Source organism: Streptomyces sp. f51 (assembly GCF_037940415.1).
Classification (GTDB): domain Bacteria; phylum Actinomycetota; class Actinomycetes; order Streptomycetales; family Streptomycetaceae; genus Streptomyces.
Genome location: NZ_CP149798.1, coordinates 3,646,239 through 3,671,195, shown reverse-complemented (window position 1 = coordinate 3,671,195; position 24,957 = coordinate 3,646,239). Strand labels below are relative to the sequence as shown.

The 24,957-nt window shown below is 69.9% G+C and carries 21 protein-coding genes and 1 riboswitch; of the genes, 11 read left to right on the top strand and 10 right to left on the bottom strand.

What is annotated here, in order from left to right:
• Positions 1-74: 74 nt before the first annotated feature.
• From WJM95_RS16065 to WJM95_RS16045, 5 genes are all read right to left on the bottom strand, one after another.
• Complete coding sequence (locus WJM95_RS16065; protein WP_339130418.1) at positions 75-557, bottom strand: NUDIX hydrolase; 483 nt, start codon at positions 555-557, stop codon at positions 75-77.
• 101 nt (positions 558-658) lie between these two features.
• On the bottom strand, positions 659-1,564 hold the full coding sequence (locus WJM95_RS16060; protein WP_339130417.1) for a LysR family transcriptional regulator: 906 nt from the start codon (positions 1,562-1,564) through the stop codon (positions 659-661).
• A gap of 214 nt (positions 1,565-1,778) precedes the next feature.
• Positions 1,779-2,975 carry a cystathionine gamma-lyase gene (locus WJM95_RS16055; protein ID WP_339130416.1) on the bottom strand — a complete coding sequence of 399 codons (1,197 nt, stop codon included), beginning with the start codon at positions 2,973-2,975 and terminating at the stop codon, positions 1,779-1,781.
• Positions 2,972-3,463, bottom strand: coding sequence for a low molecular weight protein-tyrosine-phosphatase (locus tag WJM95_RS16050; protein ID WP_339130415.1), 492 nt, complete (start codon positions 3,461-3,463; stop codon positions 2,972-2,974). Before WJM95_RS16050 ends, WJM95_RS16055 begins: the two co-directional genes overlap by 4 nt.
• A 17-nt stretch (positions 3,464-3,480) precedes the next feature.
• Complete coding sequence (locus tag WJM95_RS16045; protein WP_339130414.1) at positions 3,481-3,858, bottom strand: phage holin family protein; 378 nt, start codon at positions 3,856-3,858, stop codon at positions 3,481-3,483.
• An 81-nt stretch (positions 3,859-3,939) separates the two neighbouring features.
• On the opposite strand from WJM95_RS16045, the gene WJM95_RS16040 reads away from it, so the two are divergent.
• The 4 genes from WJM95_RS16040 to WJM95_RS16025 all read left to right on the top strand — a co-directional run bounded on the left by WJM95_RS16040 (position 3,940) and on the right by WJM95_RS16025 (position 6,465).
• Positions 3,940-4,257 (top strand): cupin domain-containing protein, encoded by a 318-nt coding sequence (locus WJM95_RS16040; RefSeq protein ID WP_339130413.1) that lies wholly within the window; start codon positions 3,940-3,942, stop codon positions 4,255-4,257.
• Between the two features lie 165 nt (positions 4,258-4,422).
• Positions 4,423-4,635: a DUF5326 family protein gene (locus tag WJM95_RS16035; protein WP_339130412.1), complete on the top strand. Its 213-nt coding sequence runs from the start codon at positions 4,423-4,425 to the stop codon at positions 4,633-4,635.
• Between the two features lie 532 nt (positions 4,636-5,167).
• Positions 5,168-5,926 carry a helix-turn-helix domain-containing protein gene (locus tag WJM95_RS16030; RefSeq protein ID WP_339135596.1) on the top strand — a complete coding sequence of 253 codons (759 nt, stop codon included), beginning with the start codon at positions 5,168-5,170 and terminating at the stop codon, positions 5,924-5,926.
• A gap of 101 nt (positions 5,927-6,027) precedes the next feature.
• Positions 6,028-6,465, top strand: a complete 438-nt coding sequence (locus WJM95_RS16025) for an SsgA family sporulation/cell division regulator (protein WP_339130411.1) — start codon at positions 6,028-6,030, stop codon at positions 6,463-6,465.
• Between the two features lie 82 nt (positions 6,466-6,547).
• On the opposite strand, the gene WJM95_RS16020 is transcribed toward WJM95_RS16025, so the two are convergent.
• Positions 6,548-8,077, bottom strand: coding sequence for a YibE/F family protein (locus tag WJM95_RS16020; protein ID WP_339130410.1), 1,530 nt, complete (start codon positions 8,075-8,077; stop codon positions 6,548-6,550).
• Between the two features lie 71 nt (positions 8,078-8,148).
• A riboswitch (TPP riboswitch) is annotated at positions 8,149-8,305 on the top strand.
• On the opposite strand from WJM95_RS16020, the gene thiC reads away from it, so the two are divergent.
• Positions 8,298-10,118, top strand: a complete 1,821-nt coding sequence (gene thiC / locus WJM95_RS16015) for a phosphomethylpyrimidine synthase ThiC (protein ID WP_339130409.1) — start codon at positions 8,298-8,300, stop codon at positions 10,116-10,118. It overlaps the preceding riboswitch by 8 nt.
• Before the next feature lie 88 nt (positions 10,119-10,206).
• On the opposite strand, the gene WJM95_RS16010 is transcribed toward thiC, so the two are convergent.
• Positions 10,207-10,602: a VOC family protein gene (locus tag WJM95_RS16010; RefSeq protein ID WP_339130408.1), complete on the bottom strand. Its 396-nt coding sequence runs from the start codon at positions 10,600-10,602 to the stop codon at positions 10,207-10,209.
• Between the two features lie 188 nt (positions 10,603-10,790).
• On the opposite strand from WJM95_RS16010, the gene WJM95_RS16005 reads away from it, so the two are divergent.
• Positions 10,791-11,735, top strand: a complete 945-nt coding sequence (locus WJM95_RS16005; protein WP_339130407.1) for a LysR substrate-binding domain-containing protein — start codon at positions 10,791-10,793, stop codon at positions 11,733-11,735.
• Positions 11,732-13,231, top strand: a complete 1,500-nt coding sequence (locus WJM95_RS16000) for a VWA domain-containing protein (RefSeq protein WP_339130406.1) — start codon at positions 11,732-11,734, stop codon at positions 13,229-13,231. The genes WJM95_RS16005 and WJM95_RS16000 overlap by 4 nt, the downstream gene beginning before the upstream one ends.
• Before the next feature lie 162 nt (positions 13,232-13,393).
• On the opposite strand, the gene WJM95_RS15995 is transcribed toward WJM95_RS16000, so the two are convergent.
• From WJM95_RS15995 to WJM95_RS15985, 3 genes are all read right to left on the bottom strand, one after another.
• A complete protein-coding gene (locus WJM95_RS15995) occupies positions 13,394-14,257 on the bottom strand; it encodes a hypothetical protein (RefSeq protein ID WP_339130405.1) in 864 nt (287 codons plus the stop codon).
• Between the two features lie 180 nt (positions 14,258-14,437).
• A complete protein-coding gene (locus tag WJM95_RS15990) occupies positions 14,438-15,580 on the bottom strand; it encodes a metallophosphoesterase (RefSeq protein ID WP_339130404.1) in 1,143 nt (380 codons plus the stop codon).
• Positions 15,581-15,782: 202 nt separating this feature from the next.
• Positions 15,783-16,895 (bottom strand): LacI family DNA-binding transcriptional regulator, encoded by a 1,113-nt coding sequence (locus tag WJM95_RS15985; protein ID WP_339130403.1) that lies wholly within the window; start codon positions 16,893-16,895, stop codon positions 15,783-15,785.
• A gap of 491 nt (positions 16,896-17,386) precedes the next feature.
• Here WJM95_RS15985 and hisC point away from each other — a divergent pair, with 491 nt between their 5' ends.
• From hisC to cydD, 4 genes are all read left to right on the top strand, one after another.
• On the top strand, positions 17,387-18,466 hold the full coding sequence (gene hisC, locus WJM95_RS15980; RefSeq protein WP_339130402.1) for a histidinol-phosphate transaminase: 1,080 nt from the start codon (positions 17,387-17,389) through the stop codon (positions 18,464-18,466).
• Positions 18,467-18,832: 366 nt separating this feature from the next.
• Positions 18,833-20,341 carry a cytochrome ubiquinol oxidase subunit I gene (locus tag WJM95_RS15975; RefSeq protein ID WP_339130401.1) on the top strand — a complete coding sequence of 503 codons (1,509 nt, stop codon included), beginning with the start codon at positions 18,833-18,835 and terminating at the stop codon, positions 20,339-20,341.
• Between the two features lie 20 nt (positions 20,342-20,361).
• Positions 20,362-21,369 carry a cytochrome d ubiquinol oxidase subunit II gene (gene cydB / locus WJM95_RS15970; RefSeq protein ID WP_339130400.1) on the top strand — a complete coding sequence of 336 codons (1,008 nt, stop codon included), beginning with the start codon at positions 20,362-20,364 and terminating at the stop codon, positions 21,367-21,369.
• A gap of 60 nt (positions 21,370-21,429) precedes the next feature.
• Positions 21,430-24,957: a thiol reductant ABC exporter subunit CydD gene (gene cydD, locus WJM95_RS15965; RefSeq protein ID WP_339130399.1), complete on the top strand. Its 3,528-nt coding sequence runs from the start codon at positions 21,430-21,432 to the stop codon at positions 24,955-24,957.

The following is a 24,957-nucleotide window of genomic DNA, read 5'->3' as shown; positions in this document are numbered from 1 at the left end:
GTTCCGTCGGCACCAGTGACCGGCGGTTTCACGTGAAACCGCCGACCTGGGTGAGTGACCTGTGGTCTCCCGGATCAGCCCAGGTCGGGCGCGTGCATGGCGCGTACGCCCTCGATGTTTCCGTCGAGATAGTGCCGCAAGGACAGTGGTACGAGGTGTACGGAGGCGATACCGACCCGGGTGAACGGGACACGGACGATCTCGTATTCGCCGCAGGGCTCGTCCACCTCGGGACCGTGGCGCAGGGACGGGTCCATGGACTCCAGCCGGCAGACGAAGAAGTGCTGGACCTTCACGCCGGTCGCGCCGCCGTCGTCGCCGATGTGCTCGACGGTGTCGACGAAGCAGGGCACCACATCGACGATCTTGGCGCCGAGCTCCTCGTGCACCTCACGGTGGAGTGCTTCGACGACAGTCGCGTCCTCCGGTTCGACCCCGCCACCCGGTGTGAGCCAGTAGGGATCGACACCGGGCTTGGTGCGCTTGATCAGGATCAGGTCGTCGCCGTCGAGCAGGACGGCACGTGCGGTGCGCTTGACCACGGGTCGGACGGTCATGGGAGAAATGTGGCCCGGCTGGTTCCACGTGAAACATCGTGGGACCGCGATTCCGCGCGAAAATCCCGAGGAATGTCCCTGATCCCGTGTGCGTGCCCGCCTCAGCTCCAGTCGGAAGCCGCCCGCAGCAGCCATTCGTGCGCCCGGGCGATGTGCGGCATCGCCAGCGTTCCGGTCCGCACGACCAGGAAATAGGTACGCAGCGGGGGGACCGCGGGGTCGAGGAGCGCCACGAGGTCTCCGCGTTCGATGGCGTCGGAACAGAGATATCTGGGCAGGACGGCGAGACCCGCTCCGGCGGCGGCACAGGCGAGGACCGCCCTGAGATCCGGAACGATCACCGTGCCGGAGGCGGCTGGACGGCAGTCGAAGACGGAGGCCCAGTAGCGGGCGACGAGCGGCAGCGACTCGTGGACCTCGACGACGGGGAGGTTCTCCAGGGTCTGGGCGCCCCTGCGGCGGAGTTTGCCGGGGCTGATCTCGGCGGCCCAGCGTGGAGCGGCGACCAGGACGTGCTCCTCGTCGCAGAGCGGAGTCGCGGTGAGCAGCGCACCCCGCGGCTGGGCCGTCGTCATGGCCAGATCGTGATGTCCGGCGGCGAGCCCCTCCATCGTCTCCTCCGCGTTGCCGAAGGAGGCGCGCAGGGCGAAGCCCTGGCCGTCGTCCCCGGTCAGTCCCATGAGAGCGGGTAACGCGCGTTCCGCGGTGAACTCGGGCGGTCCCGCGAGATGCAGTGTGCGAAGGGACGAGTCCTCGTCGAGGCCCGTACCGGTGATCTCCACGAGGGCGTCGAGGTGCGGCGCCGCCTTGTGGGCGAGCTCGTCGCCCATGGTCGTGGGGGTCACGCCACGCGCCTGGCGCAGGAACAGGGGCCGCCCCAACTGGCTTTCCAGTGTGCGGATCTGCGAGGTGACGGCCGGTTGGGACAGGCCCAGCAGTGCGGCGGCACGAGTGAAGGATCCGGCCCGGTGCACGGTCACGAACGTGCGCAGCAAGGCCAGGTCCATGGTGCCTCTCCCCTTTCAGCACCCCCGCGCGAACCTCAACTATAAATAAGTCGATAGGTCGCTGTCGCTACCGTGATTGGACACTGACACAGAGTCAACTAGCCTTGTTCGCGCGGTTCTTCGCGCAAAGAACCGGAACGGTCCGAGCCACGAGGGGGGAGGCTCGGACCGTTCGTTGTGCGGAGTGGCGGGCTGATCCCGCCGTGGCGGGCGCCTATTCCGCGGATGCGTCGAGGGCCCGCAGAATGTCCGCCACCAGGTCCTCGGGATCCTCGGCGCCGGCGGAGAGGCGGATGAAGCCGGCCGGGACGGCGTCCCCGCCCCACCGGCCGCGCCGCTCGGCCGTGGACCGCACCCCGCCGAAGCTGGTGGCGTCGTCCACCAGGCGCAGCGAGTCGAGGAAGCGTTCCGCGTGCTCGCGCGAGGGCAGCGTGAAGGAGACCACGCAGCCGAAGCGGCGCATCTGCTGCGAGGCGATCTTGTACGAGGGGTCCTCGGGCAGTCCCGGGTACCGCAGCCCCGTCACCTCGGGCCGGTCCCGCAGCACCTCGGCGATCGTCTTCGCGGTGGCGCTCTGGCGGTCCGCCCGCAGCTGGAGCGTGGCGAGGGAACGGTGGGCCAGCCATGCCTCCATGGGGCCGGGGATGGCACCGACGACCTTGCGCCAGCGTCGTACCGGAGCCATCAGTGCCGCGTCCTTGGCGGTGACGTAGCCGAGGAGGATGTCGCCGTGCCCGGTGAGCATCTTGGTTCCGCTGGCCACGGAGAAGTCGGCGCCCAGCTCCAGCGGGCGCTGCCCGAGCGGGGTGGCCAGCGTGTTGTCCACGGCGACCAGCGTGCCCTGCGCGTGGGCGGCGGCCACGAGGCGCCGCAGGTCGCAGACATCGAGACCCGGGTTGGACGGTGTCTCGATCCACAGCAGCTTCGCGCCGTCCAGCACCTCCAGCTGGGCATCGCCGGCGGTGGGTGCGGTGCGCACCTCGACGCCGAACGCGGTCAGCTGCTCGCGCACCAGGGGAAGCACCTGATAGCCGTCGTCCGGAAGGACGACGATGTCACCGGCCCGCAGCTGCGAGAAGAGCACCGCGGAGATGGCGGCCATGCCGGAGGGGAAGGAGAGCGTCTCGACGGACTCCCGCCCGGGCGCCTCCAGTTCGCCGATGGCACGCTCCAGGAGCGTCCAGGTCGGGTTCTCGTCGCGGCCGTAGGTGTACGGGCCGGTGGGCTCACCGGGCAGATGGAAGTGCGCGGCGAAGACCGGGCCGGGAAGGGTCGGCTCGTACTTGACCGGCTCGGGCAGTCCGGCCCGTACCGCACGGGTGCCGTCACCCGGCACCGTCGCCCGTGTGTCCGCGTGTTCGTCCGCGGGGCCGGTGCCCTTGTCCGTCGTGCCGAAATCCTCTGGCGTCATGCCGTTGGTCCTTCCACTTGCTCGCGTACCGCGGCGAGCAGCCCAGGGCTCGCCGCCTCCACCATCTCAAGACATGCCTCGAAGCCGTCCAGGTGTCCGTAGTACGGATCGGGGACGTCCAGGTCGTCGCCGGCGGTGGGGTCGTACGAGCGCAGCAGCCGGACCTTCCCGGCGTCCTCGGCGCTGCTCGCGAGACGGCGCAGGGCCTTGAGGTGTCCTGTGTCGAGGGCGATGACGAGATCGAGACGGGAGAACCACGAGGCCTGGAACTGCCGGGCTGCGTGGCCGCTCTCGTAGCCGCCCGCCTCCAGCACGGCGACGGTGCGTTCGTCCGCTCCGTCGCCCTCGTGCCAGCCGCCCGTGCCCGCGCTGTCGACCTCGACGAGTTCGTCGAGTCCGGCCCGCTCCACATGCGCGCGGAAGACGGACTCGGCCATCGGCGAGCGGCAGATGTTGCCGGTGCAGACGAAGCAGACGCGGTAGGTCATGGAACTCTCTCAGCCGTTCAGTCGCCGTCGGGCAGGACGACGTTGAGCGCCCAGGAGACGATGGAGATGATCAGGCCGCCCAGGACGGCGGTCCAGAAGCCCTCCACGTGGAAGCTCAGGTCGAGTTTGTCGGCGAGCCACGAGGTGAGCATCAGCATCAAGGCGTTCACCACAAGGGTGATCAGGCCGAGGGTGAGGATGAAGAGCGGGAAGGTCAGTACCTTCACGACCGGCTTGACCAGGAAGTTCACCAGTCCGAAGACCAGTGCCACGAGGATGAGCGTGCCTATCTTCTTGCCCGTGCTGTCGCCCGTCAGGGTGATCTTGTCGAGCAGCCAGACGGCGACGGCCAGGGCCCCCGCGTTGGCGAGCGTCTTGACTACGAAATTCTTCATGTGTCTGATCGTGGCAGAGAGATCGACTGGCAAGAAGAGGCTGTGGAAACAGCCTGTGGTGCACGAGAGCGGACGAGGGCGATGAAGGCATTCCGGCTGGATGAACTGGAGGCGGAACGCGCCGCCAACGACGGTGCGTACCTCCAGTTTCTGCGTGAACGGAACATGTCGGTCGGGCTCTACGCGCTCGACGCGGGTTCGTTCGACCCGCAGAAACCGCACGGCCAGGACGAGGTGTACTTCGTGGCCAGCGGGCGGGCGTCGATCACGGTCGGCCTGGAGACCACTCAGGTGGCCCGGGGCAGCGTCGTCTACGTACCGGCCGGGGTGGCCCACAAGTTCCACCACATCACGGAGGATCTGCGGGTCCTGGTGATGTTCTCTCCGCCCGAGAGCTGACCGCGCGTCTCAGGGTTCCCTAGGGGGACGGTCAGGGGAGGACAAGGGGTGCGAGGCCACCGCGCGGCCCCCTGCGCCGCCTAGCATCGGATGCGAGACACCAGAGAGCCCGGAATCAGAGTCCCGGCGTCGGGACCGCGGGCGAGGAGAGGTAAGGACAGGGCGATGCAGGAGATCTTCAGCGGTATGCCGTGGTGGGTGAAGTGGGTCGCGGTGCCGGTCATCGCCCTGGTGGTGTTCGGAGGTCTGATAGCGACCGTCGTCGGGTTCGTCATCGGCCTGCTCTTCAAGCTGCTCGTCTTCGTCGCGCTGGTCGGCGGGCTCATCTTCGTCGTGCGGAAGTTCATGTCGGGTTCCTCCTCGCGCAGCGACTGGTGAGGCGCGAGAGGGTGAGCGGCAGGTAACGGCGAAGGGGGAAAGGGAACCCAAGGTTCCCTCGGCAGGGGGAAGTTTTCCGGTGAGGCCGCGTATATGCGGTGACGGGCCGTTAGAGTCCGGAACCCGACGCGGGGCCGACCCCGCGGGCAGCGCACAGCCCCCTCCCGTGATTCCCCGCACGGGCGGTCCTCCTCGCTCTTCGGAGTGCCCCTTGGCCACGGTCGACACCGCACCCGTACCATCCGTCGCTCCACCCTTCCGGCGACCGGGCACGCCCGCGGCGGCACGCGTTCCACCGGTCCAGCCGCGTAGCTCGCCGGGGGAGCCACCGCCCTCCCGCGGCCCGTCGGCATCCCCCAGGGAGCCGGCGCCGCCCCGGACCGCGACGGTGGAGGAATCCGCCCGGCGCACCGCGCCGGCGGAAGGGCTCTCCGGGCGCACCAGGCCCTCGGCGGCCCCGAGTTCCCCCTCCGCGCCCGCGAGGACCGCGCGGCCCGCCCGCACCCCCGCCCCGGGGCCCGAAGGCGCTCCCCTGGACTCGCACGCCACCACGCTGATCGGCTCGGTGCAGCGTGCGATGCGTCTGCTGGAGGCCGTCGCCTCGCGTGAGCAGGGCGCCCCCGCCAAACAGCTCGCGCGCGAGGCGGGACTGGCCCTGCCGACGGCCTACCACCTGCTGCGCACGCTGGTCCACGAAGGCTATCTGCGCCGTGACAGCGGGCTGTTCTTCCTCGGCGAGGCCGCCGAGCGGCTGAGCACCAGCGGAGCCCGGCAGAAACGTCGCGGCGCGGTACGGGACACCCTCGCGCACTGGCGCGACATGATCGGCGCCCCCATGTACTACGCGGTCTACCGCGAGGGCGAGATCGAGGTCCTGTGCGTCGTCGACAGCCCGGCGAACCCGGCGGTCCAGGAGTGGGCCGACTTCCGTGAGACCGGGCACGCCCACGCGGTCGGCCAGTGTCTGCTCGCCCAGCTCGACGACAAGTCACGGCGTGACCACCTCGACCGCTACCCGGTGCGGGCGCTCACCCCGTACACGGTGCGTGACGAGGACCGGCTGCTGCGGCGCCTGGAACGGACCGGCCGGATGGAACCGGTGGTCGAGCGGCAGGAGTACGCGCTGGGCACGGTCTGCGCGGCGATCCCAGTCACCGCGGGCGGTTCGGCCGCCGCTGTGGCCTTCTCCCTTCCGTCCCACCAGGGTGACCGCCTGATGCCCGCGGCACGGAGGCTGCACGGTGAGGTCGGACGGCTGCTAGGAACACTCGCCTTCTCTATCAGTATCTGAAAACTCACTCCTTGTAATCCAGCATGCACGTTGAGCAATATTTCCAGCAGTGTCGGGTGGGATGAATCCTGGCCGGTGGACGGCAAACGACGGGGTAGGCGATGCGCGAGTCGGTGCAGGCAGAGGTCATGATGAGCTTCCTCGTGTCCGAGGAGCTGTCCTTCCGCATTCCCGTCGAACTGCGATACGAGACCTGTGATCCGTACGCCGTGCGGTTGACCTTCCATTTGCCCGGCGACGCGCCTGTGACCTGGGTGTTCGGGCGGGAACTGCTGATCGACGGAGTGGGCAGGCCCTGCGGTGACGGCGATGTGCACATCGCTCCGGCCGACCCCGAGGCGCTCGGGGAGGTGCTGATCCGGCTTCAGGTCGGTGGCGATCACGCGCTGTTCCGGTCCGGGACCGCGCCGCTCGTAGCCTTCCTCGACCGCACGGACCGCCTCGTGCCGCTCGGGCAGGAACGCTCCCTCGAAGGATTCGACTCATCGCTCGACGCGGTGCTCGACCGCATCCTCACCGAGGAACAGAGCGCGGGCTGACACCGGGGCCGGCCCGGAGCGGCGTAACGCTTCCTCGCAAGGCCCGCCGACGCAGGATGGTTTCAGCACTTTCCTCGGGCGGTCAGTGCTTGCGACGACGTCCCTTGCCGGCGCGTGCCGGGGGCCTGGCCGCCGCGGTCTGAGCGGGGACGCTCGCGCCCCCGTCGCGGTCCGCGGCGACCACCAGGGCGGCGAGCGCCGTCGTCACCGGTACGGCGGCCACCAGACCGATCGAACCGACCAGCGTGCGCACGATCTCCTCGGCGACCAGCTCGCTGTTGGCGACGGTGCCCACGCTGCTCTGCGCGATCGAGAAGAGCAGCAGCAGCGGCAGCGCGGCGCCGGCGTAGGCCAGGACGAGTGTGTTGACGACGGACGCGATGTGGTCGCGGCCGATACGGATGCCCGCGCGGTACAGACCGCGCCAGCCCATCGTGGGGTTCGCCTCGTGCAGTTCCCAGACCGCGGAGGTCTGCGTCACTGTCACGTCGTCCAGGACACCGAGTGAACCGATGATGACGCCGGCCAGCAGCAGGCCGCTCATGTCGATGGACGGGTACAGGCCGTGGATCAGGCCGGTGCTGTCGTCGGTGTTGCCGGTCAGCACGGCCCAGTCGATGAAGACGGAGCCGAGCAGGCCGATCAGCACCAGGGAGAGCAGGGTGCCGACCACGGCCACGGACGTCCGGGCCGACAGACCATGACACATGTAGAGCGCGATCAGCATGATGGCGCTGGACCCCACGACCGCCACGAGCAGCGGGTTCGAGCCCTGGAGGATCGCGGGCAGGATGAAGAAGTTCAGGATCATGAAGCTGATGGCCAGGGCGACCAGCGCCATGACGCCGCGCATCCGCCCGATCACCACCACGACCAGCGCGAAGATCACGGAGAGCAGCGTCAGGGGCAGCTTCCGGTTCGCGTCCGTGACCGAGTACTGGAGGTCCTTGGGGGCGGAGGGCTCGTACGCGACGACGACCTTCTCGCTCTGGTGCAACTGCCGTGACTGATCCGGCTGGACGATCTCGGTGAACGTGCGGCCCGTGTCCTTTCCGGTGTCGATCCGGACCGTCGCCTTCTTGCAGTCCCCCGCCGCCGGGCGCTGGGCCGCGGAGCCCCCGGCGGCGGAGGTGTCGCCGACCTGGGCCCCCGAGGAGGCGTTCACGGACTTGCAGTCCACCCGGTCGATCCTGGTGACGGTCGCCTGCTGGGTCTGCCGGTCGAAGCCGACACCGGTGCGCTCGTGGGCCGGAGCGCCGCCGGGCCACAGCACCACCAGTCCCACCGCGACCGCGGCCGCGAAGGGGATGAGCACCGCGGCGATGACCTTGCGCAGACGCTGGGAGACGGGTGCTGCCGGACCGTGGCTGTGGGAATGCCCGTGCCCGGCGCTCGGGAGCTCGTCCCGCCCGCGGCGCGGACCAGGACCGTGGCCGTCGCCGGACCCGTGATGGTCGCTCTCGGGCCCGTGCCCGTGCCCCTGTTCATGCCCGTGCCCCGGCCCGTGCTCATGCTCGGGTCCGTTGCCGCGGCCCTGCCCACGGCCGCCGTCGGAGCCGGAACGGCGCGGTGGCTCGGACGGAGAGAACGGGTGCTGGCGGCTGGTCGTCACCGCCCGATCATCGCAAGAACGTCAAGGGCCCTCTGTTCACCGCGCCAAACATGACGCTAGCGTGGAGGCACCTTTGCACACGCGGGAGCTCGGAGCACCGGGCTGAGAGGGCGCTGACCTCCGTCTTCGCGATGTTTCACATGAAACATCGGCGATCGGAAGCCGCTGCGTCGACCGCTGAACCTGTTACCGGGTAATGCCGGCGTAGGGAGTAGGTCTCATGACCGACAAGGATGTACGCACGCCTGCCTTCAACCGGACGGACGGGGTCCCCCCGTCGTCCGAGAACGGCGAGGACAAGCGCTCCATCGGCTGGCACAAGGCGTACGTCGGGGGCACACGCCCCGATCTGCGGGTGCCGGTTCGCCAGGTGCACCTCACCAACGGGCAGTCCGTGACGTTGTACGACACTTCCGGCCCGTACACCGATCCGACCGTCGACACCGATGTGCGCAGGGGGCTGCCGCCACTGCGTGAGAACTGGATCATCGCCCGTGGAGACACCGAGGAGTACGCGGGCCGTCCCGTCCGCCCCGAGGACGACGGGATCAAGCACACGGCCCCACGGGGAGGGCTGCGCAACCTCGACGCGGTCTTCCCCGGCCGGCCGCGTCAGCCCCGCCGGGGACGTGCCGGGCAGGCGGTCACCCAGCTCGCCTACGCGCGGCGCGGCGAGATCACGCCCGAGATGGAGTTCGTGGCGGTCCGGGAGAACGTCGACCCCGAGGTCGTACGGGAGGAGATCGCCGCGGGCCGGGCGGTGCTGCCGGTGAACGTCAACCACCCCGAGATCGAGCCCATGATCATCGGCAAGCGGTTCCTCGTGAAGGTCAACGCCAACATCGGCAATTCCGCGGTGACGTCCTCCATCGAGGAGGAGGTCGAGAAGATGACCTGGGCGACCCGCTGGGGCGCCGACACGGTCATGGACCTGTCCACCGGCCGCAACATCCACACCACACGCGAGTGGGTGCTGCGCAACTCCCCCGTTCCCATCGGGACCGTGCCGCTCTATCAGGCACTGGAGAAGGTCGACGGCCGTGCCGAGGAGCTGACCTGGGAGATCTACAAGGACACGGTCGTCGAGCAGGCCGAGCAGGGCGTGGACTACATGACGGTCCACGCGGGCGTGCGCCTGGCGTACGTGCCGCTCACCGCGAACCGCAAGACAGGCATCGTCTCGCGCGGCGGATCGATCATGGCGGCCTGGTGCCTGGCGCACCACAAGGAGTCGTTCCTGTACGAGAACTTCGAGGAGCTCTGCGAGATCCTCGCCGCGTACGACGTCACCTACTCGCTGGGAGACGGGCTGCGGCCTGGTTCCATCGCGGACGCCAACGACGCGGCGCAATTCGCGGAGTTGAGGACGCTCGGGGAACTCAACACGGTCGCGAAGCGTTTTCAGGTTCAGACGATGATCGAAGGCCCGGGCCATGTCCCGATGCACAAGATCAAGGAGAACATCGACCTTCAGCAGGAGATCTGTGATGAAGCTCCGTTCTATACCCTCGGCCCGCTGACGACGGACGTCGCGCCGGCGTACGACCACATCACTTCCGGCATCGGTGCCGCGATGATCGCCTGGTGGGGCACGGCCATGCTCTGCTATGTCACGCCCAAGGAGCACTTGGGCCTGCCCGATCGAGACGACGTCAAGACCGGCGTCATCACCTACAAGATCGCCGCCCACGCAGCCGACCTCGCCAAGGGGCACCCGGGTGCGCAGGAATGGGATGACGCGCTCTCCGACGCCCGCTTCGAGTTCCGGTGGGAGGACCAGTTCAATCTGGCCCTCGATCCGGACACGGCGCGGGAGTTCCACGACCGGACGCTGCCGGCCGAACCCGCCAAGACGGCCCACTTCTGCTCCATGTGCGGGCCGAAGTTCTGCTCGATGAAGATCAGTCAGAACATCAACGAGCGGTTCGGCGGTGACGTGGCCGACGGCGCCTCCGCCGAGGAGATCTCCGAGGGCATGCTCCAGAAGTCCCGGGAGTTCGCGGAGGCGGGCAACCGCGTGTATCTGCCGCTGGCCGACTGAGCCACCCCACGGGGGCGCGGTCCGGGACGGGGACCCGGACCGCCGCCCTCGACCCGGTCACGGAGCGGGCCCGTCGCCCTCGTCACGGTCACGGCGTGACGTCCTGCGGGTACCAGCGCAGTTCGACGGTGTTGCCGTCCGGGTCCCGGACGTAGACCGAGGTGGCACTGCCTCGCGCGCCGAACCGCTGCACGGGCCCTTCGAGCACGGTGAAGGTTCCCGACGCGATGACCTGGTCCCAGTCCAGCGGTTCCACGGTGAGACAGATGTGGTCGACGTTGGACCCCTCGGGGGCATGGGCCACGAGGTCGATGATGGTCTCCGCGGTGATCCTCACCGACGGGAACGGGGCCTGGCCGCGCCGCCATTCGGCGACGCGTACGGGTTCCAGGCCGAGCAGTCCGATGTAGAAGGCCAGGGACCGTTCGACGTCCTGGACGTTGAGGACCAGGTGGTCGAAGGCCTTCACGCGCACGGTGGTCATGTCGTCTCCAGGTCGACGGCGTGGCGGGAGCCACGCGCTGAGCAGGGCGGGTCGATCACGTCGGCACGGCCGCGCCCGGTTCCTTCCCGCGGGCTGTGCGGACGCCTTCTACGATCCGCCGCGGGGCGGACGCCATCAAGACGTGATCGCTGCACGACTGTTGAGCCAGATTTAACGACGGGGGATTCATGCTGGAGCGACTGGAGACCGAGACCTTTCTGACGCTGGCCGAGGAACTGCACTTCGGCCGCACCGCCGAGCGCCTGCGGATCACGACCGGACGGGTCAGCCAGGTGATCAAGGCACTGGAGCGCCAAGTGGGCGGCCTGCTGTTCGAACGCACCAGCCGTTCCGTCCGGCTCACCCCGGTCGGCCGGCAGCTCGCGGACGATCTGGCGCCCCTGGTCGCCGGGATGGAGGAGGCGCTGCGAAGGGCGGCCGACGCCGGCCGGGGGATCACGGGAGAGCTGCGGGCCGCCTTCCTCGGTGAATGGACCGCGCCCGCACTCCTCAGAGCGGTCGGCCTGTTCGGCGAGCGGCATCCCGACTGCCGGGTCGAGGTGCGGGAGGTCCAGCTGTCCAACTCGCGGGCGAGTCTGCTGGACGGCTCGATCGACGTGCTGCTCGCCTCGTTCCCGTTCGACGGCATGGCCTGTGGTCCCGCGCTGTTGCGGGAGAGCCGGGTCCTGGCCGTCGCGGCAGGTCATCCGCTGGCCGGCGAGGAGCGGCTGTCCCTCGAGGTGCTCGCCGAACACCCCGTGGTGCAGTACCCCGAGGTGACCTCGGTGGGGTTCAAACGCGACCGAACGCCGGATCACACCCCCTCGGGCCGGCCCGTGCCCAAGGGGCCGGTCGGCGGGTCGTTCTCCGAGATGCTGACGCTGGTCGCGATGGGCCGGGGCGTCCTCCCGGTCGGGGAACACTCCCGGCAGTACTACCCACGGCCCGATGTCGCCTACGTCCCCCTCCACGACGCGCGGCCGATCGAACGGGGACTGGTGTGGAGGGAGAGCAACACAAGCGAGCGCCTGCGCGCGTTCGTGCGGGCCGCGACGGACGCGGCGGCCTCTTCTCACCCGCCCGCGTATCGGTCGGATCCACCGGCGGCTTCTGCGGGGAGACTGGGCCCATGACACCGACATCGATGAGCAAGGGCGCCAACCTTCCCGTTGCCGCACGGCAGGTGCGGGTCGTACTCGGCTGGTCCGGAGGCCCCGGAGCGCCGGACGCCGACGCCTCGGCCCTGCTGCTCCGCGCGGACGGACGGGTGCGCGACGACGGTGACTTCGTCTTCTACAACCAGCCCCGGCACGTCTCCGGGGCCGTGCGTCACTCGGGCAAGCGGCGGGAGGGCGAGGAGACGACGGACACCGTCGAGGTGGATCTGCGTGGCCTGGAGCCCGAGATCCAGCGGGTGGTCCTGGGCGCCTCCGCCGACGGGGGCACCTTCGGTGAGCTGTCGGGTCTGCGACTGAGGCTGTTCGACGCCGGGACCGGGGAGGAGCTGGCGTTCTTCGACATGGAGGCGACGACGGAGACGGCCTTCATCGGCGGCGAGCTGTATCTGCGCGGAGATCAGTGGAAGTTCCGCGCGGTGGGCCAGGGGTACGCCTCCGGACTCGCCGGCCTGGCCACCGACTTCGGGATCAGCGTCGACGAGGAGCCGGGCGGCTCCGGGAGCGCGGAGCAGAGGGGAGCGGCCGCCGGAGCCACCTCACCGGCACCCCCGCCCGCGCCCCCGCACGTGCCTTCGCCCCCGACCGCGCCCGTCCCCCCGGCACCCCCGTCGGCTCCCCCGTCCGTCCCGGTGTCTCCACTCCCCCCGGCTCCTCCGGCCCCCGCCCCGGGCGTCGGCTCGGCTCCTCGGCTCGTGAAGGGGGAGGAGCGGTTGCCCCTGGACATGCGCAAGCGGCTCTCCCTGCGCAAGGAGCAGGTGGCGGTCAGTCTGCGCAAGCACGGAGCCGTGGGCGTCAGAGCCCGCGTCATCCTGGTCCTGGACGCTTCCGGGTCGATGTCGTTCCTGTACTCCAAGGGTGTCGTGGCCGACGTGGTGGAGCGGATGGCCGCCGTGGCGGCCCAGCTGGACGACGACGGGGAGATGCAGGCGTGGACCTTCGCGTCGAATCCGGCCCGGCTTCCGGACCTCGCCCTGGGGGACCTGCCGGACTGGCTGGAGCTTCATGTCCGGGTCGGTGAGCTGACCCTGTTCCGGCGGAAGAAGCCGAAGAAGGGCCTGCTGCCGGGGCAGGTGGACATGCGGGCGGTCGGCATCCAGAACGAGGAGCAGAAGGTGATTGCCGAGGTCCGCACCTATGTCCGTGAGCACCCGGCCGCCGATCCCACGCTGGTGCTCTTCTTCTCCGACGGCGGTGTCTACCGCAACAAGGAGATCGAGACGGAACTGCGGGAGGCGGTGGAGGAGCCGGTCTTCTGGCAGTTCGTCGGGCTGGGGCGCTCCAACTACGGCGTGCTGGAGCGGTTCGACACCCTGCCGGGCCGGCGCGTGGACAACGTGGGCTTCTTCGCGGTCGACGACATCAGCGACGTACCGGATCCGGAGCTGTACGACCGGCTGCTGTCCGAGTTCCCCTCGTGGATGAAGGAGGCGCGGCGGCTGGGCATTGTCTGAGACCAGCCCTTGGCCGAAGGACGGTGGAGGACTCCCGCGGGGCGACCGCAGCGCCACCGCGGGGCGGTGTGGTGCGGGCAACGCCGCACCGGCAGCGGTGTGTGGGCCCGCGCGCCCGCGCGGGCCCTCTCCTGCCTCGGACCCGGCCGTCGGCCGGCCGGGTCACTCGGGCTGGTGTTCCGGTCCCCCGAAGTCCGGGCTGGTGAAGTCAGGGCTGGAGAAGCTCGGGCGCGGGCCCGCCGCGGGTCCGCCGTCGGGGCTGCTGAATCCCGGCCGGTCGTACCCGAGGTGGGGTATGCGGCTGGGGGCCGGAGCGGGACGGCCCAGTGCCGCCGAGCCCGGGTCCGCGAGGGCTTCCCGGAGGAACGGCAGGATGCCGCGCTCCAGCAGGGCGTCACGCCAGGCGTCCTTGGCCCGGTTGACCTGCTGGGTCAGCTCGTCGCCCGCTCCGGCCCGCAGGGAGGACGAGCCGTTGCGCAGCGCGGTCAGCAGTAGTCCGGCCGCGGCGACCAGAATGGCGGCCGCCGTGACCGCGCCGAAGACCCAACCGGTGGTCAGAAGGGTTCTGGCGATGGCCGGCTCGGGGTCGAGCATCCTCAGGACATAGCCCACGAGCAGGAATATCACCGCTGCCGTCCCGGCCAGGACCGGGGCGAGCACCGCGACGACGGCGACCGCGCCGGCACCGGCGGTCTCGGTGACCTCTCCGACGGTGGCGGCGAGACCCATGGCGGTCGTGTCCGGCTCGGCGGAGCCGGTTTCCTCGCTCAGTGCCGGGGCGGACCGCGCCGGGCGGCGCAGTTCGCTGCGGATCTTCACATAGTGCGCGTACTCGTCCGACGCGGCCGTCGTGATGAGGGCCGTGGCGTTGAGCGCCATGGTGCGCAGTTGTTCGAGGTTGAGCCGCTGGCCGACAGCGGCGAGTTCCGGGCGGTGTGGTGCGGAGCGCAGCGCCTCATCGAGGATCCGCTCGTATTCCTGGCGGTCCTCGCTCAGCAGGTGCTGCGGAACGCTGTTCATCTGCATCCCCCGATGCTCCGTAGGGCTGGTGGCTCGCACGCTGACGAGCCGTCGGGCAGAAACGGAGGGGAGCCTGCTACGGATAAGCCGATGGTAGAGCGGCGACGGCACGCCGTGACAGGGGGTTTCCAGAAATTGGCCCCCGCCCGGAATGGTCCGCCCGCCGGCCGCCTGGCCGCCGAACGCTCAGATATCCAGCGGAAGTTGCTGGACCAGCAGCTTTCCGGCCATGGTCACTCCGCCGTCCATCGCGATGGCCAGGCCGTCGGCGTAGACGTGCGGTCCTTCGATGACGGGGCCCGCTCCGGACTCGCCGTCCTCCGGGACCACCTCGCCCAGGAGGTAGGGAATGGGGCTGTGACCGTGGACGATGCGGGCGCCGCCGTAGGCGCCGAGCAGTTCGCGGACCGCGTCGGCGCCGTCGTCGCGGAAGGCGAAACGCCGGGTGAACTTGCGGAAGAGGTCCCAGCAGTCCTCGGCGTCGTTGCGCGTGAGGGTCTCGCGGACGGTGTCGTTGACCGCTTCGATGGAGTCGCCGTAGTCGAGGTAGGCGGTGGTGTCGGAGTGCACCAGAAGGTGTCCGTCGACCAGTTCCATGGCGTCGAGGCGGGCCATCCACTGGAGGTGGTGGTCCTGGAGGCGGTCCATGTCCGTCTTCTGGCCGCCGTTGAGCAGCCAGGCGGCCTGGAAGGTGGCGGTGCCCGCACCGGAGCTGACGGGCGTGTCGCCGAAGCGCTTGGCGCCGAGCAGCAGCAGCTCGTGGTTGCCCATGAGGGCCTTGCAGTACCCGCCGGCCGCGGCCGCCTCGGCGGACAGCCGCATCACGAGGTCGATGACGCCGATGCCGTCAGGGCCGCGGTCGGTGAAGTCGCCGAGGAACCACAGGCGTGCGGTGCCGGCCGACCAGCTGCCCGCGGCGTCGACGAGGCCCTTGGCCCGGAGCGCGGCGAGGAGCTGGTCGAGATAGCCGTGGACGTCTCCGACGACGTACAGCGGGCCGGGTCCGGCGCCGGGCGCCGGGGCGGGCGCCCCGGCGGGGTCGAGGACGACCTGCTGGGTGTCGCCCCGGTTGATGACCGGGAGATCGCGCTGCGTGGGCGTGTATCCCTCGGAGAACTCTCCGGGGAACTCCGGGGGAGCGTCCACGGACGCGTACGGGGAGGATTCTCCCGACGCGTACCGCTCGGTCTCCCCGACGGGTCCTGCGCCCTCGCCGTGAGGCGTGTTCTGCGCATACGGACCGGTCTCATGGACGTACCCCGGCACCCGGAAGTCGCGCAACGTCGCCGTCCGCACCACCTCGGGTCCCTGACCGGCCCCCTGAGTCATCGACCCCTCCACCACGATCGCGCCGCATCTGCACCGGTTCGGACTGCCTGGTCGCAGCGGCCCGCGGTGTCGTCCGCCCATCATAGGAATGCGGATCGCGCCATGTGATGACCCAGGGGTGGTGAATCGGAACAGGAGCCCAGTTCACCGCGGTTTTCGCCCGAATTGGGCGGGGCTCGCCCCGCCCGATCCGGATCGGGCGTCAGCCCTGCTCGGGTGATCGGGGCGGGCTGACCGTCGTCCGGGGCGGCCGGCGCTGCGAGGAGGTCCGCACGATCAGCTCCGTCGGTATCACCTGCTCGACCGGTTGGTCCGATTCGACCCCTTCGATCGCGTCGATCAGCAGCTGGACGACGGCCGTGCCGATTCTGCGCGGTTTGAGGGACAGGGTCGTGACGGGCGGCTCGGTGCTGGCGTAGACGTTCGACTCGCTGCAACACACCAGCAGCAGGTCGTCGGGTACGCGCAGACCGTAGCGGCGGGCGGCGGCCAGCAGGTCGGTGCCGTTCGGGTCGAAGAGGCCGTAGACGGCGTCCGGGCGGTCGGGCCGGGCGAGGAGCCGGTCGGCGGCGACGGCTCCGGCGCACGGATCGTGCGCCGGATAGGCCTCGTAGACCGGATCCTGGCCCACTCGCTCGCACCAGCGCAGGTAGGCGGTGGTGGAGAGGTGGGTGTACGTGTCCGTGGTGGTGCCGGTGAGAAGGCCGATGCGGCGGGCGCCCGCGTCCGCCAGGTGGTCGAGGATGCCGAGGACGGCGGCCTCGTGGTCGTTGTCCACCCAGGCGGTGACCGGGAGCGATCCCGCGGGCCGGCCGTCGGAGACGACCGGCAGCCCCTGGCGGACCAGCTCGCTGACGACCGGATCCTGGTCGGAGGGGTCGATGACCACGGTTCCGTCCAGGGCGACGTTCGACCACACGTCGTGGCGGGAGGTCGCGGGGAGGATGACCAGGGCGTATCCCCGGGCGAGCGCGGCCGAGGTGGCGGCTCTGGCCATCTCGGCGAAGTACGCGAACTCGGTGAAGGTGAAAGGTTCATCCCCGTACGTGGTCACGGTCAGGCCGATGAGGCCCGACTTTCCGGTACGGAGGGTCCGGGCCGCGGCCGAGGGGCGATAGCCCAGCCGGTCGGCGACCTCGCGGACATGGCGTCGGGTGGCGTCCGGGAGCCGTCCCTTGCCGTTGAGGGCGTCGGACACGGTTGTGATGGAGACCCCTGCTGCCGCGGCCACGTCTCTGATGCCCGCCCGGCCCGGCCGACCGCCTCGGCGGGAGGTCTCCGCCCGGCTCACCTGGTGCTTCCCTGCTGCTGTCATGGCGAGCCGATAGTAGGGCTCATACGGTGGGGTAGTGCGGACGCATATGCACGCGTTGACAGGCACGTTTCTGCATGGTCGAGAGTCCCTAACTTCCTTGGAAATGAAGGCAGTTGAGCGATCTCATCCCAGTACGTGACGTGTCGGCGCGTGCGGGCCTGCCAAGCGGGCCATGTCTCGAAGAGGTCTCAACTCACCTGTACGAGGGATGCGCGCCACGGCGTGAGCCACCGGCGCATGTGATAGTCGGCGACGCGCCCCCTTTCGTACGACTTCGTACGAGGACGGCCGGCGGCCCGAGCGGCGCGGGCGCGGGGCCCGTGCCCGCGGCATCCGGGGGCGATCGCTTGGCCGTGTGCGTGCCGGTGCGGACACCTGCCGGTGTCGGGTTGTCCACAGGCCATTCGCAGCGGCGCGGAATCCTCATAAGGTGAGAAGTATTGGTAGCCGGTGGTGGTCATGAGCCGCTGGTGGTCACGAGGAGGACTGCGGTGAGCGACACGAACCCCAAGCTGCGTGCCGAGCTGGCGGGGATTCCCACCTACAAGCCCGGCAAGCCGGCCGCCGCCGGCGGCGCCGTGGCGTACAAGCTGTCCTCCAACGAGAACCCGTACCCGCCGCTGCCCGGTGTGGTCGAGAGCCTGACCGCGGCGACCGGTTCGTTCAACCGTTACCCGGACATGGCGTGCACCGGGCTGATGAACGAGCTGGCGGACCGTTTCGGCGTCCCCGTCTCGCACCTGGCGACCGGCACCGGCTCGGTCGGCGTCGCGCAGCAGCTGCTCCAGGCCACGAGCGGTCCCGGCGACGAGGTCATCTACGCCTGGCGGTCCTTCGAGGCGTACCCGATCATCACCCAGATCAGCGGGGCGACCTCGGTGCAGGTGCCGCTGACCCCGGGCGAGGTGCACGACCTGGACGCGATGGCCGACGCCATCACCGAGCGGACCCGGCTGATTTTCCTCTGCAACCCGAACAACCCGACCGGCACCGTGGTGCGCAGGGCCGAGCTGGAGCGGTTCCTGGACCGGGTGCCGAGCGATGTGCTGGTCGTCCTGGACGAGGCGTACCGCGAGTTCATCCGTGACGTCGAGGTCCCGGACGGTGTGGAGATCTACCGTGACCGGCCCAACGTCTGTGTGCTGCGCACCTTCTCCAAGGCGTACGGTCTGGCCGGTCTGCGGGTCGGCTTCGCGATCGCTCACGAGCCGGTGGCGGCCGCGCTGCGCAAGACGGCGGTGCCGTTCGGGGTGAGCCAGCTGGCCCAGGACGCCGCGGTGGCGAGCCTGCGCGCCGAGGACGAACTGATCGGCAGGGTCGGCTCCCTGGTCTCGGAGCGCACCCGGGTGGTCGACACGCTGCGCGGTCAGGGCTGGACGGTGCCCGAGACGCAGGCCAACTTCGTGTGGCTGCGCCTGGGGGAGCGCACCCTCGACTTCGCCGCGCACTGCGAGCAGGCCGGTGTCGTCGTGCGCCCCTTCGCCGGCGAGGGTGTTCGCGTCACCATCGGGGAGACCGAGGCCAACGACATCTTCCTGAAGGCGACCGAGAGCTTCCCCAAGGGGCTGTAGCGGACCCACTGCCAGCCGGGGTGGCGTTGTCCGTCGCCCCGTGAAGGCGTCCGCCCGTGAGCCGTGGCCGAGGGGCCCGTACGTGGTGTTCGCGTACGGGCCCCTCGGCATGCCCGGGGCCGGACACGCGCGAGGTGAGGGCGACTCCAGGGGCCGTGTGTCGGTCCGAGGCCGCCCGGCCCCTCCAGGCCGGGTCCCTTCGGCCCCGTTTAGGGACCCCCCACCCCTCTTGCCTCGAACGGGTATGCGTCATAATTGCTTGTGAATGTGAACGCGTTCACAAGCGTGTCCTGTTGCTCCCGTGATGTCTGTTGTGAAGCGGGCACACTGCCGCTGTGACCACGGCGACGTAAGGAGACTGACGACGTGGAATTGGCTTTGGCGCCGGAAACCATGGCGCGATGGCAGTTCGGCATTATCACCGTCTACCACTTCTTCTTCGTTCCCCTGACGATCTCGCTCGCCGCGCTCGTCGCCGGCCTGCAAACCGCCTGGGTGCGTACGGAGAATCAGAAGTACCTCAGGGCGACCAAGTTCTGGGGCAAGCTCTTCCTGATCAACATCGCGATGGGCGTCGTCACCGGCATCGTCCAGGAGTTCCAGTTCGGCATGAACTGGTCCGCCTACTCGCGCTTCGTCGGTGACATCTTCGGAGCGCCGCTCGCCTTCGAGGCCCTGATCGCCTTCTTCTTCGAGTCCACCTTCATCGGGCTGTGGATCTTCGGCTGGGACAAGCTCCCGAAGAAGCTCCACCTCGCCTGCATCTGGATGGTCTCCATCGGCACCGTCCTGTCGGCGTACTTCATCCTCGCGGCCAACTCGTGGATGCAGCACCCGGTCGGCTACCGGATCAACAAGGCGCGTGGGCGTGCGGAACTCACCGACTTCTGGCACGTACTGACGCAGAACACCGCGCTCGCCCAGGCGTTCCACACCCTCACGGCCGCCTTCCTGACCGGCGGCGCGTTCATGGTGGGCATCGCCGGGATCCACCTGGCCCGCAAGCGGCATGTCGCCGTCATGAAGACCTCGCTGCGGCTCGGCCTGGTCACCGTCGTCATCGCCGGTCTCCTCACGGCGATCAGCGGCGACACCCTGGGCAAGATCATGTTCAAGCAGCAGCCGATGAAGATGGCCGCCGCCGAGGCGCTGTGGGACGGCCAGGACTCCGCGCCCTTCTCGATCTTCGCGTACGGAGACGTCAGCAAGGGCCACAACACCGTCGAGCTGTCGATCCCGGGGATACTGTCCTTCCTCGCCGACGACGACTTCAACTCGTATGTGCCCGGCATCAACGACACGAACAAGGCCGAGCAGGAGAAGTACGGTCCCGGCGACTACCGCCCCATCATCCCGGTCACCTTCTGGGCGTTCCGCTGGATGATCGGCTTCGGCATGGCGTCCTTCGCGATCGGCGTCGTCGGACTCTGGCTGACCCGCAAGAAGTTCATGCTGCCGCAGCACCTCAGGGTCGGCGAGGACGAGGCGCCGCACCTGGTCCTGTTCAAGAACAAGGCGCTCGGCCCGAAGCTCACCAAGTGGGGCTGGCGCATCGCCATCTGGACGCTGGCCTTCCCGCTGATCGCCAACTCCTGGGGCTGGATCTTCACCGAGATGGGCCGTCAGCCGTGGGTCGTCTACGGCGTGCTCCAGACCCGCTTCGCGGTCTCCCCCACCGTCTCGCAGGGCGAGGTCATCACCTCGCTGACCGTCTACTCGCTGATCTACGCGATCCTCGCCGTCATCGAGGTCAAGCTGCTGGCGAAGTACGTGAAGGCCGGCCCGCCCGAGCTCACCGAGTCCGACCTCAACCCGCCCACCAGGATCGGCGGCGACTCCAGTGACGCCGACAAGCCGATGGCCTTCTCCTACTAGGCTCAGGGAGCTGCTGAGTCATGGAACTTCACGACGTCTGGTTCGTCCTCATCGCCATCCTCTGGATCGGCTACTTCTTCCTGGAGGGCTTTGACTTCGGAGTCGGCATCCTCACCAAGCTGCTGGCCCGTGACCGCACCGAGAAGCGGGTGCTGATCAACACGATCGGTCCTGTGTGGGACGGCAACGAGGTGTGGCTGCTCACAGCCGGCGGCGCGACCTTCGCCGCCTTCCCCGAGTGGTACGCCACCCTGTTCTCCGGCTTCTATCTGGCCCTGCTGCTCATCCTGGTCTGTCTGATCGTGCGCGGAGTCGCCTTCGAGTACCGGGCGAAGCGGCCCGAGGAGCACTGGCAGCGCAACTGGGAGGAGGCGATCTTCTGGACCTCGCTGATCCCGGCGTTCCTGTGGGGTGTGGCCTTCGGGAACATCGTGCGCGGAGTGAAGATCGACCGGAACTTCGAGTACGTGGGCAACTTCTGGGATCTGCTCAACCCCTACTCGATCCTCGGTGGGCTGGTGACGCTCACGCTGTTCACCTTCCACGGAGCTGTGTTCGTCGGGCTCAAGACGGTGGGCGACATCCGGGAACGGTCGCGGAAGCTGGCGATCCAGGTCGGTCTGGCGACGGCCGTGCTGGCGCTGGTCTTCCTCATCTGGACCCAGGTCGACAGCGGTGACGGCGCGTCGCTGGCCGCGCTGATCGTGGCCGTGGCCGCCCTCGTCGCGGCGCTGGCGATGGTCAACGCCGGACGGGAGGGATGGGCCTTCATCCTCTCGGGGGTCACCATCGTGGCGGCCGTCGCGATGCTCTTCCTGTCGCTCTTCCCGGACGTCATGCCGTCCTCGCTCAACGCGGACTGGAGCCTCACGGTCACCAACGCCTCGTCGAGTCACTACACCCTGAAGATCATGACCTGGTGTGCCGTGATCGCCACGCCGATCGTTCTGGTCTACCAGAGCTGGACCTACTGGGTGTTCCGCAAGCGCATCGGCACGCACCACATCGCCGTGGACGCGTCGCACTGAATCCGATGTAACGGCATGTTTCACGTGAAACGTGCCCAATGGGCCAAAGGTGTGTTTCACGTGAAACCAATTGATCCTCGCCTGCTTCGGTACGCCCGAGCCACCCGCCTGTTTCTTGTGGCGATCGTGGGGCTGGGCGTCGCCGGAGCGGCTCTGGTCATCGCTCAGGCGATGCTCATCGCCGAAGTGGTGGTCGGAGCCTTCCAGCACGGGTCCTCCGTCGCCGAACTGCACATCCCCCTGCTGCTGTTGACGGCGGTGGCGGTCGGTCGCGCTGTGGTGGCCTGGCTCACCGAGCTGGCCGCGCACCGCGCGAGCGCCGCGGTCAAGTCGGAGCTGAGGGGGCGGCTGCTGGAGAAGGCCGCCTTGCTCGGGCCCGGCTGGCTCAGCGGCCGGCGGACCGGGTCTCTGGTCGCTCTCGCGACCCGGGGTGTCGACGCGCTCGACGACTACTTCTCGCGCTATCTGCCGCAGTTGGGGCTCGCTCTCGTCGTCCCGGTCGCCGTCCTGGCGCGCATCGTCACCGAGGACCGGGTCTCGGCCGCGATCATCGTCGGCACCCTGCCGCTCATTCCTCTGTTCATGGTGCTGATCGGCTGGGCCACGCGCAGCCAGATGGACCGTCAATGGCGGATGCTCTCCCGCCTGTCCGGGCACTTCCTGGACGTGGTCGCGGGACTTCCCACACTCAAAGTGTTCGGCCGCGCCAAGGCGCAGGCCGAGTCGATCCGGAAGATCACCGGCGAGTACCGGCAGGCGACCATGCGGACGCTGCGGATCGCCTTCCTGTCGTCCTTCGCCCTGGAACTTCTCGCCACCATCTCGGTGGCCCTGGTCGCGGTGACCATCGGTATGCGCCTCGTGCGGGGCGAACTGGACCTGTACACCGGGCTCGTCATCCTGGTGCTGGCACCCGAGGCCTATCTGCCCCTGCGGCAGGTGGGAGCGCAGTACCACGCCGCCGCCGAGGGACTCGCCGCCGCCGAGGCGATCTTCGAGGTGCTGGAGACCCCGGCACCGAGGTACGGCTCGCTGCGGGTGCCCGCGGGGGAGATCGCCTTCGAGGGAGTGACCGTGCGGTACCCGGGACGGTCCGCGGACGCGGTCTCGGACGTCTCCTTCACGGTCGAGGCCGGTGAGACGGTCGCCCTCGTCGGCCCCAGCGGCGCGGGCAAGTCGACGCTGCTCAGCGTTCTGCTCGGCTTCGTGGAGCCCGCCGCCGGTCGGGTCCGGGCCGGGGGAGCCGACCTGGCCGACGCCGACCTCGCCGACTGGCGCTCGCGGATCGCCTGGGTGCCGCAACGACCCCATCTGTACGCCGGATCCATCGCCGAGAACGTACGGCTGGCGCGTCCCGACGCCGACGACACCGCGCTGCGCCGGGCCCTGGTCGACGCCGGTGCGGCGGAGTTCGTCGACGCGCTGCCCGCCGGAGCCGACACGCTCCTCGGCGAGGACGGCGCCGGACTGTCGGCCGGGCAGCGTCAACGCCTGGCCCTCGCGCGGGCCTTCCTCGCGGACCGGCCCGTGCTGCTGCTCGACGAGCCGACGGCCGCGCTCGACGGCGCGACCGAGGCCGAGGTCGTCGCGGCGGTCCGGCGGCTCGCCGTGGGACGGACCGTCCTGCTGGTCGTGCACCGGCCGGCCCTGCTGGACGTCGCGGACCGGGTGGTCCGCCTGGAAGCCCCCGCCCCAGGGGTGCCGCGCCCGGCGGCCGAGGCCGACGCCCCCGGCCCGTCGGGGCCGCCCCGCATCCCGCTCCCCCGGGAGGACGAGCCGACGGGCACGTTCCCGGCGGACGCCGAAGCCCACTCCTCGCATGCTCCCCGCCGCAGCGATGCGCTCGCCCGCGTCCGGGCGATGGCTGCCCCCCGACGGCGTCCGCTGGCGCTGGCCCTGCTCCTCGGCGGCCTCGCGCTCGGGAGCGCCGTCGGCCTCATGGCGACCTCCGGATGGCTCATCTCCCGGGCCTCCCAGCAGCCGCCGGTCTTCTATCTGATGGTGGCCGTCACGGCCACCCGGACGTTCGGCATCGGCCGGGCGGTGTTCCGGTACGCGGAGCGGCTCGTGTCGCACGACGCCGTGCTGCGGATGCTGGCCGACACCCGCGTGGCCGTCTACCGGCGCCTGGAACGGCTCGCGCCTGCCGGACTGCGGACCACTCGGCGCGGTGACCTGCTCTCGCGGCTCGTCGCCGACGTGGACACCTTGCAGGACTACTGGCTGCGCTGGCTCCTGCCGGCCGGAGCCGCGGTGCTCGTCTCCGCCGCCTCCGTCGGGTTCACCGCCTGGCTGCTGCCCGAAGCCGGGGCGGTCCTCGCCGCCGGTCTGCTGGCGGCCGGAGCCGGGGTCCCCCTGGTGACCGGCGCCGTGGCGCGCCGCGCCGAGCGACGGCTGGCTCCCGCGCGCGGCGAACTGGCGACCCAGGTGGCCGACCTGCTCACCGGTACCGCCGAACTGACCGTCGCGGGCGCGCTGCCGGCCCGTACCGCGAAGGCACGGCGGGCCGACGGCGTCCTCACGGGCATCGCCTCCCGGGCCGCCACCGCCACCGCACTCGGCGACGGACTCACGGCACTCGTCTGCGGGCTCACCGTCGCGGCCACCGCCGTCGTGGGCGCCCAGGCGTTCGCCGCGGGACGGCTGCACGGCGTGCTGATGGCCGTCGTCGTCCTCACCCCACTGGCCGCCTTCGAGGCCGTCATGGGACTGCCGCTCGCCGTCCAGTACCGGCAGCGGGTGCGCAAGAGCGCCGAGCGCGTCCACGAGGTGCTCGACGCCGCCGATCCCGTACGCGAGCCGGAAAAGCCCCTCCCCGCGCCCGCGTCACCGTTCCCGCTCCAGGTGTCCGGACTCCGGGCCCGGCACGTCGGACAGGACCGTGAGGCGCTGGCCGGACTCGACCTGACCCTCCAGGAGGGCCGCAGGGTCGCCGTGGTCGGCATGTCCGGGGCCGGAAAGACGACGCTGGCACAGGTGCTGCTGCGGTTCCTGGACCCGGAGGCGGGGACGTACACGCTGGGCGGCACGGACGCCCGCGGGCTGGACGGGGACGCCGTGCGCCGGCTGGTCGGGCTGTGCGCCCAGGACGCGCACCTCTTCGACAGCAGCGTGCGCGAGAACCTGCTGCTCGCCCGCAAGGACGCCACGGAGGCCGCGGTGCGCGAGGCGCTCGGACGAGCCCGCCTCCTCGACTGGGTGGACGGGCTGCCCGACGGGCTCGACACCCTGATCGGCGAACACGGGGCACGGCTGTCCGGCGGTCAGCGCCAGCGGCTCGCGCTGGCACGCGCGCTGCTCGCAGACTTCCCCGTCCTCGTTCTCGACGAACCGGCGGAACACCTCGACCTGCCGACGGCCGACGCGCTCACGGCGGATCTGCTGGCCGCGACCGAGGGCCGTACGACCGTGCTGATCACGCACCGGCTGGCCGGGCTCGACGCGGTGGACGAGGTGATCGTGCTCGCGCGGGGCCGCGTGGTCCAGCGCGGGGCGTTCGCGGAACTGTCGGCCGTCGACGGGCCGCTGAGGGAGATGGCGGAACGGGAGACCGCGGCGGATCTGCTGGTGCGTGCGGTGGCCTCCTGA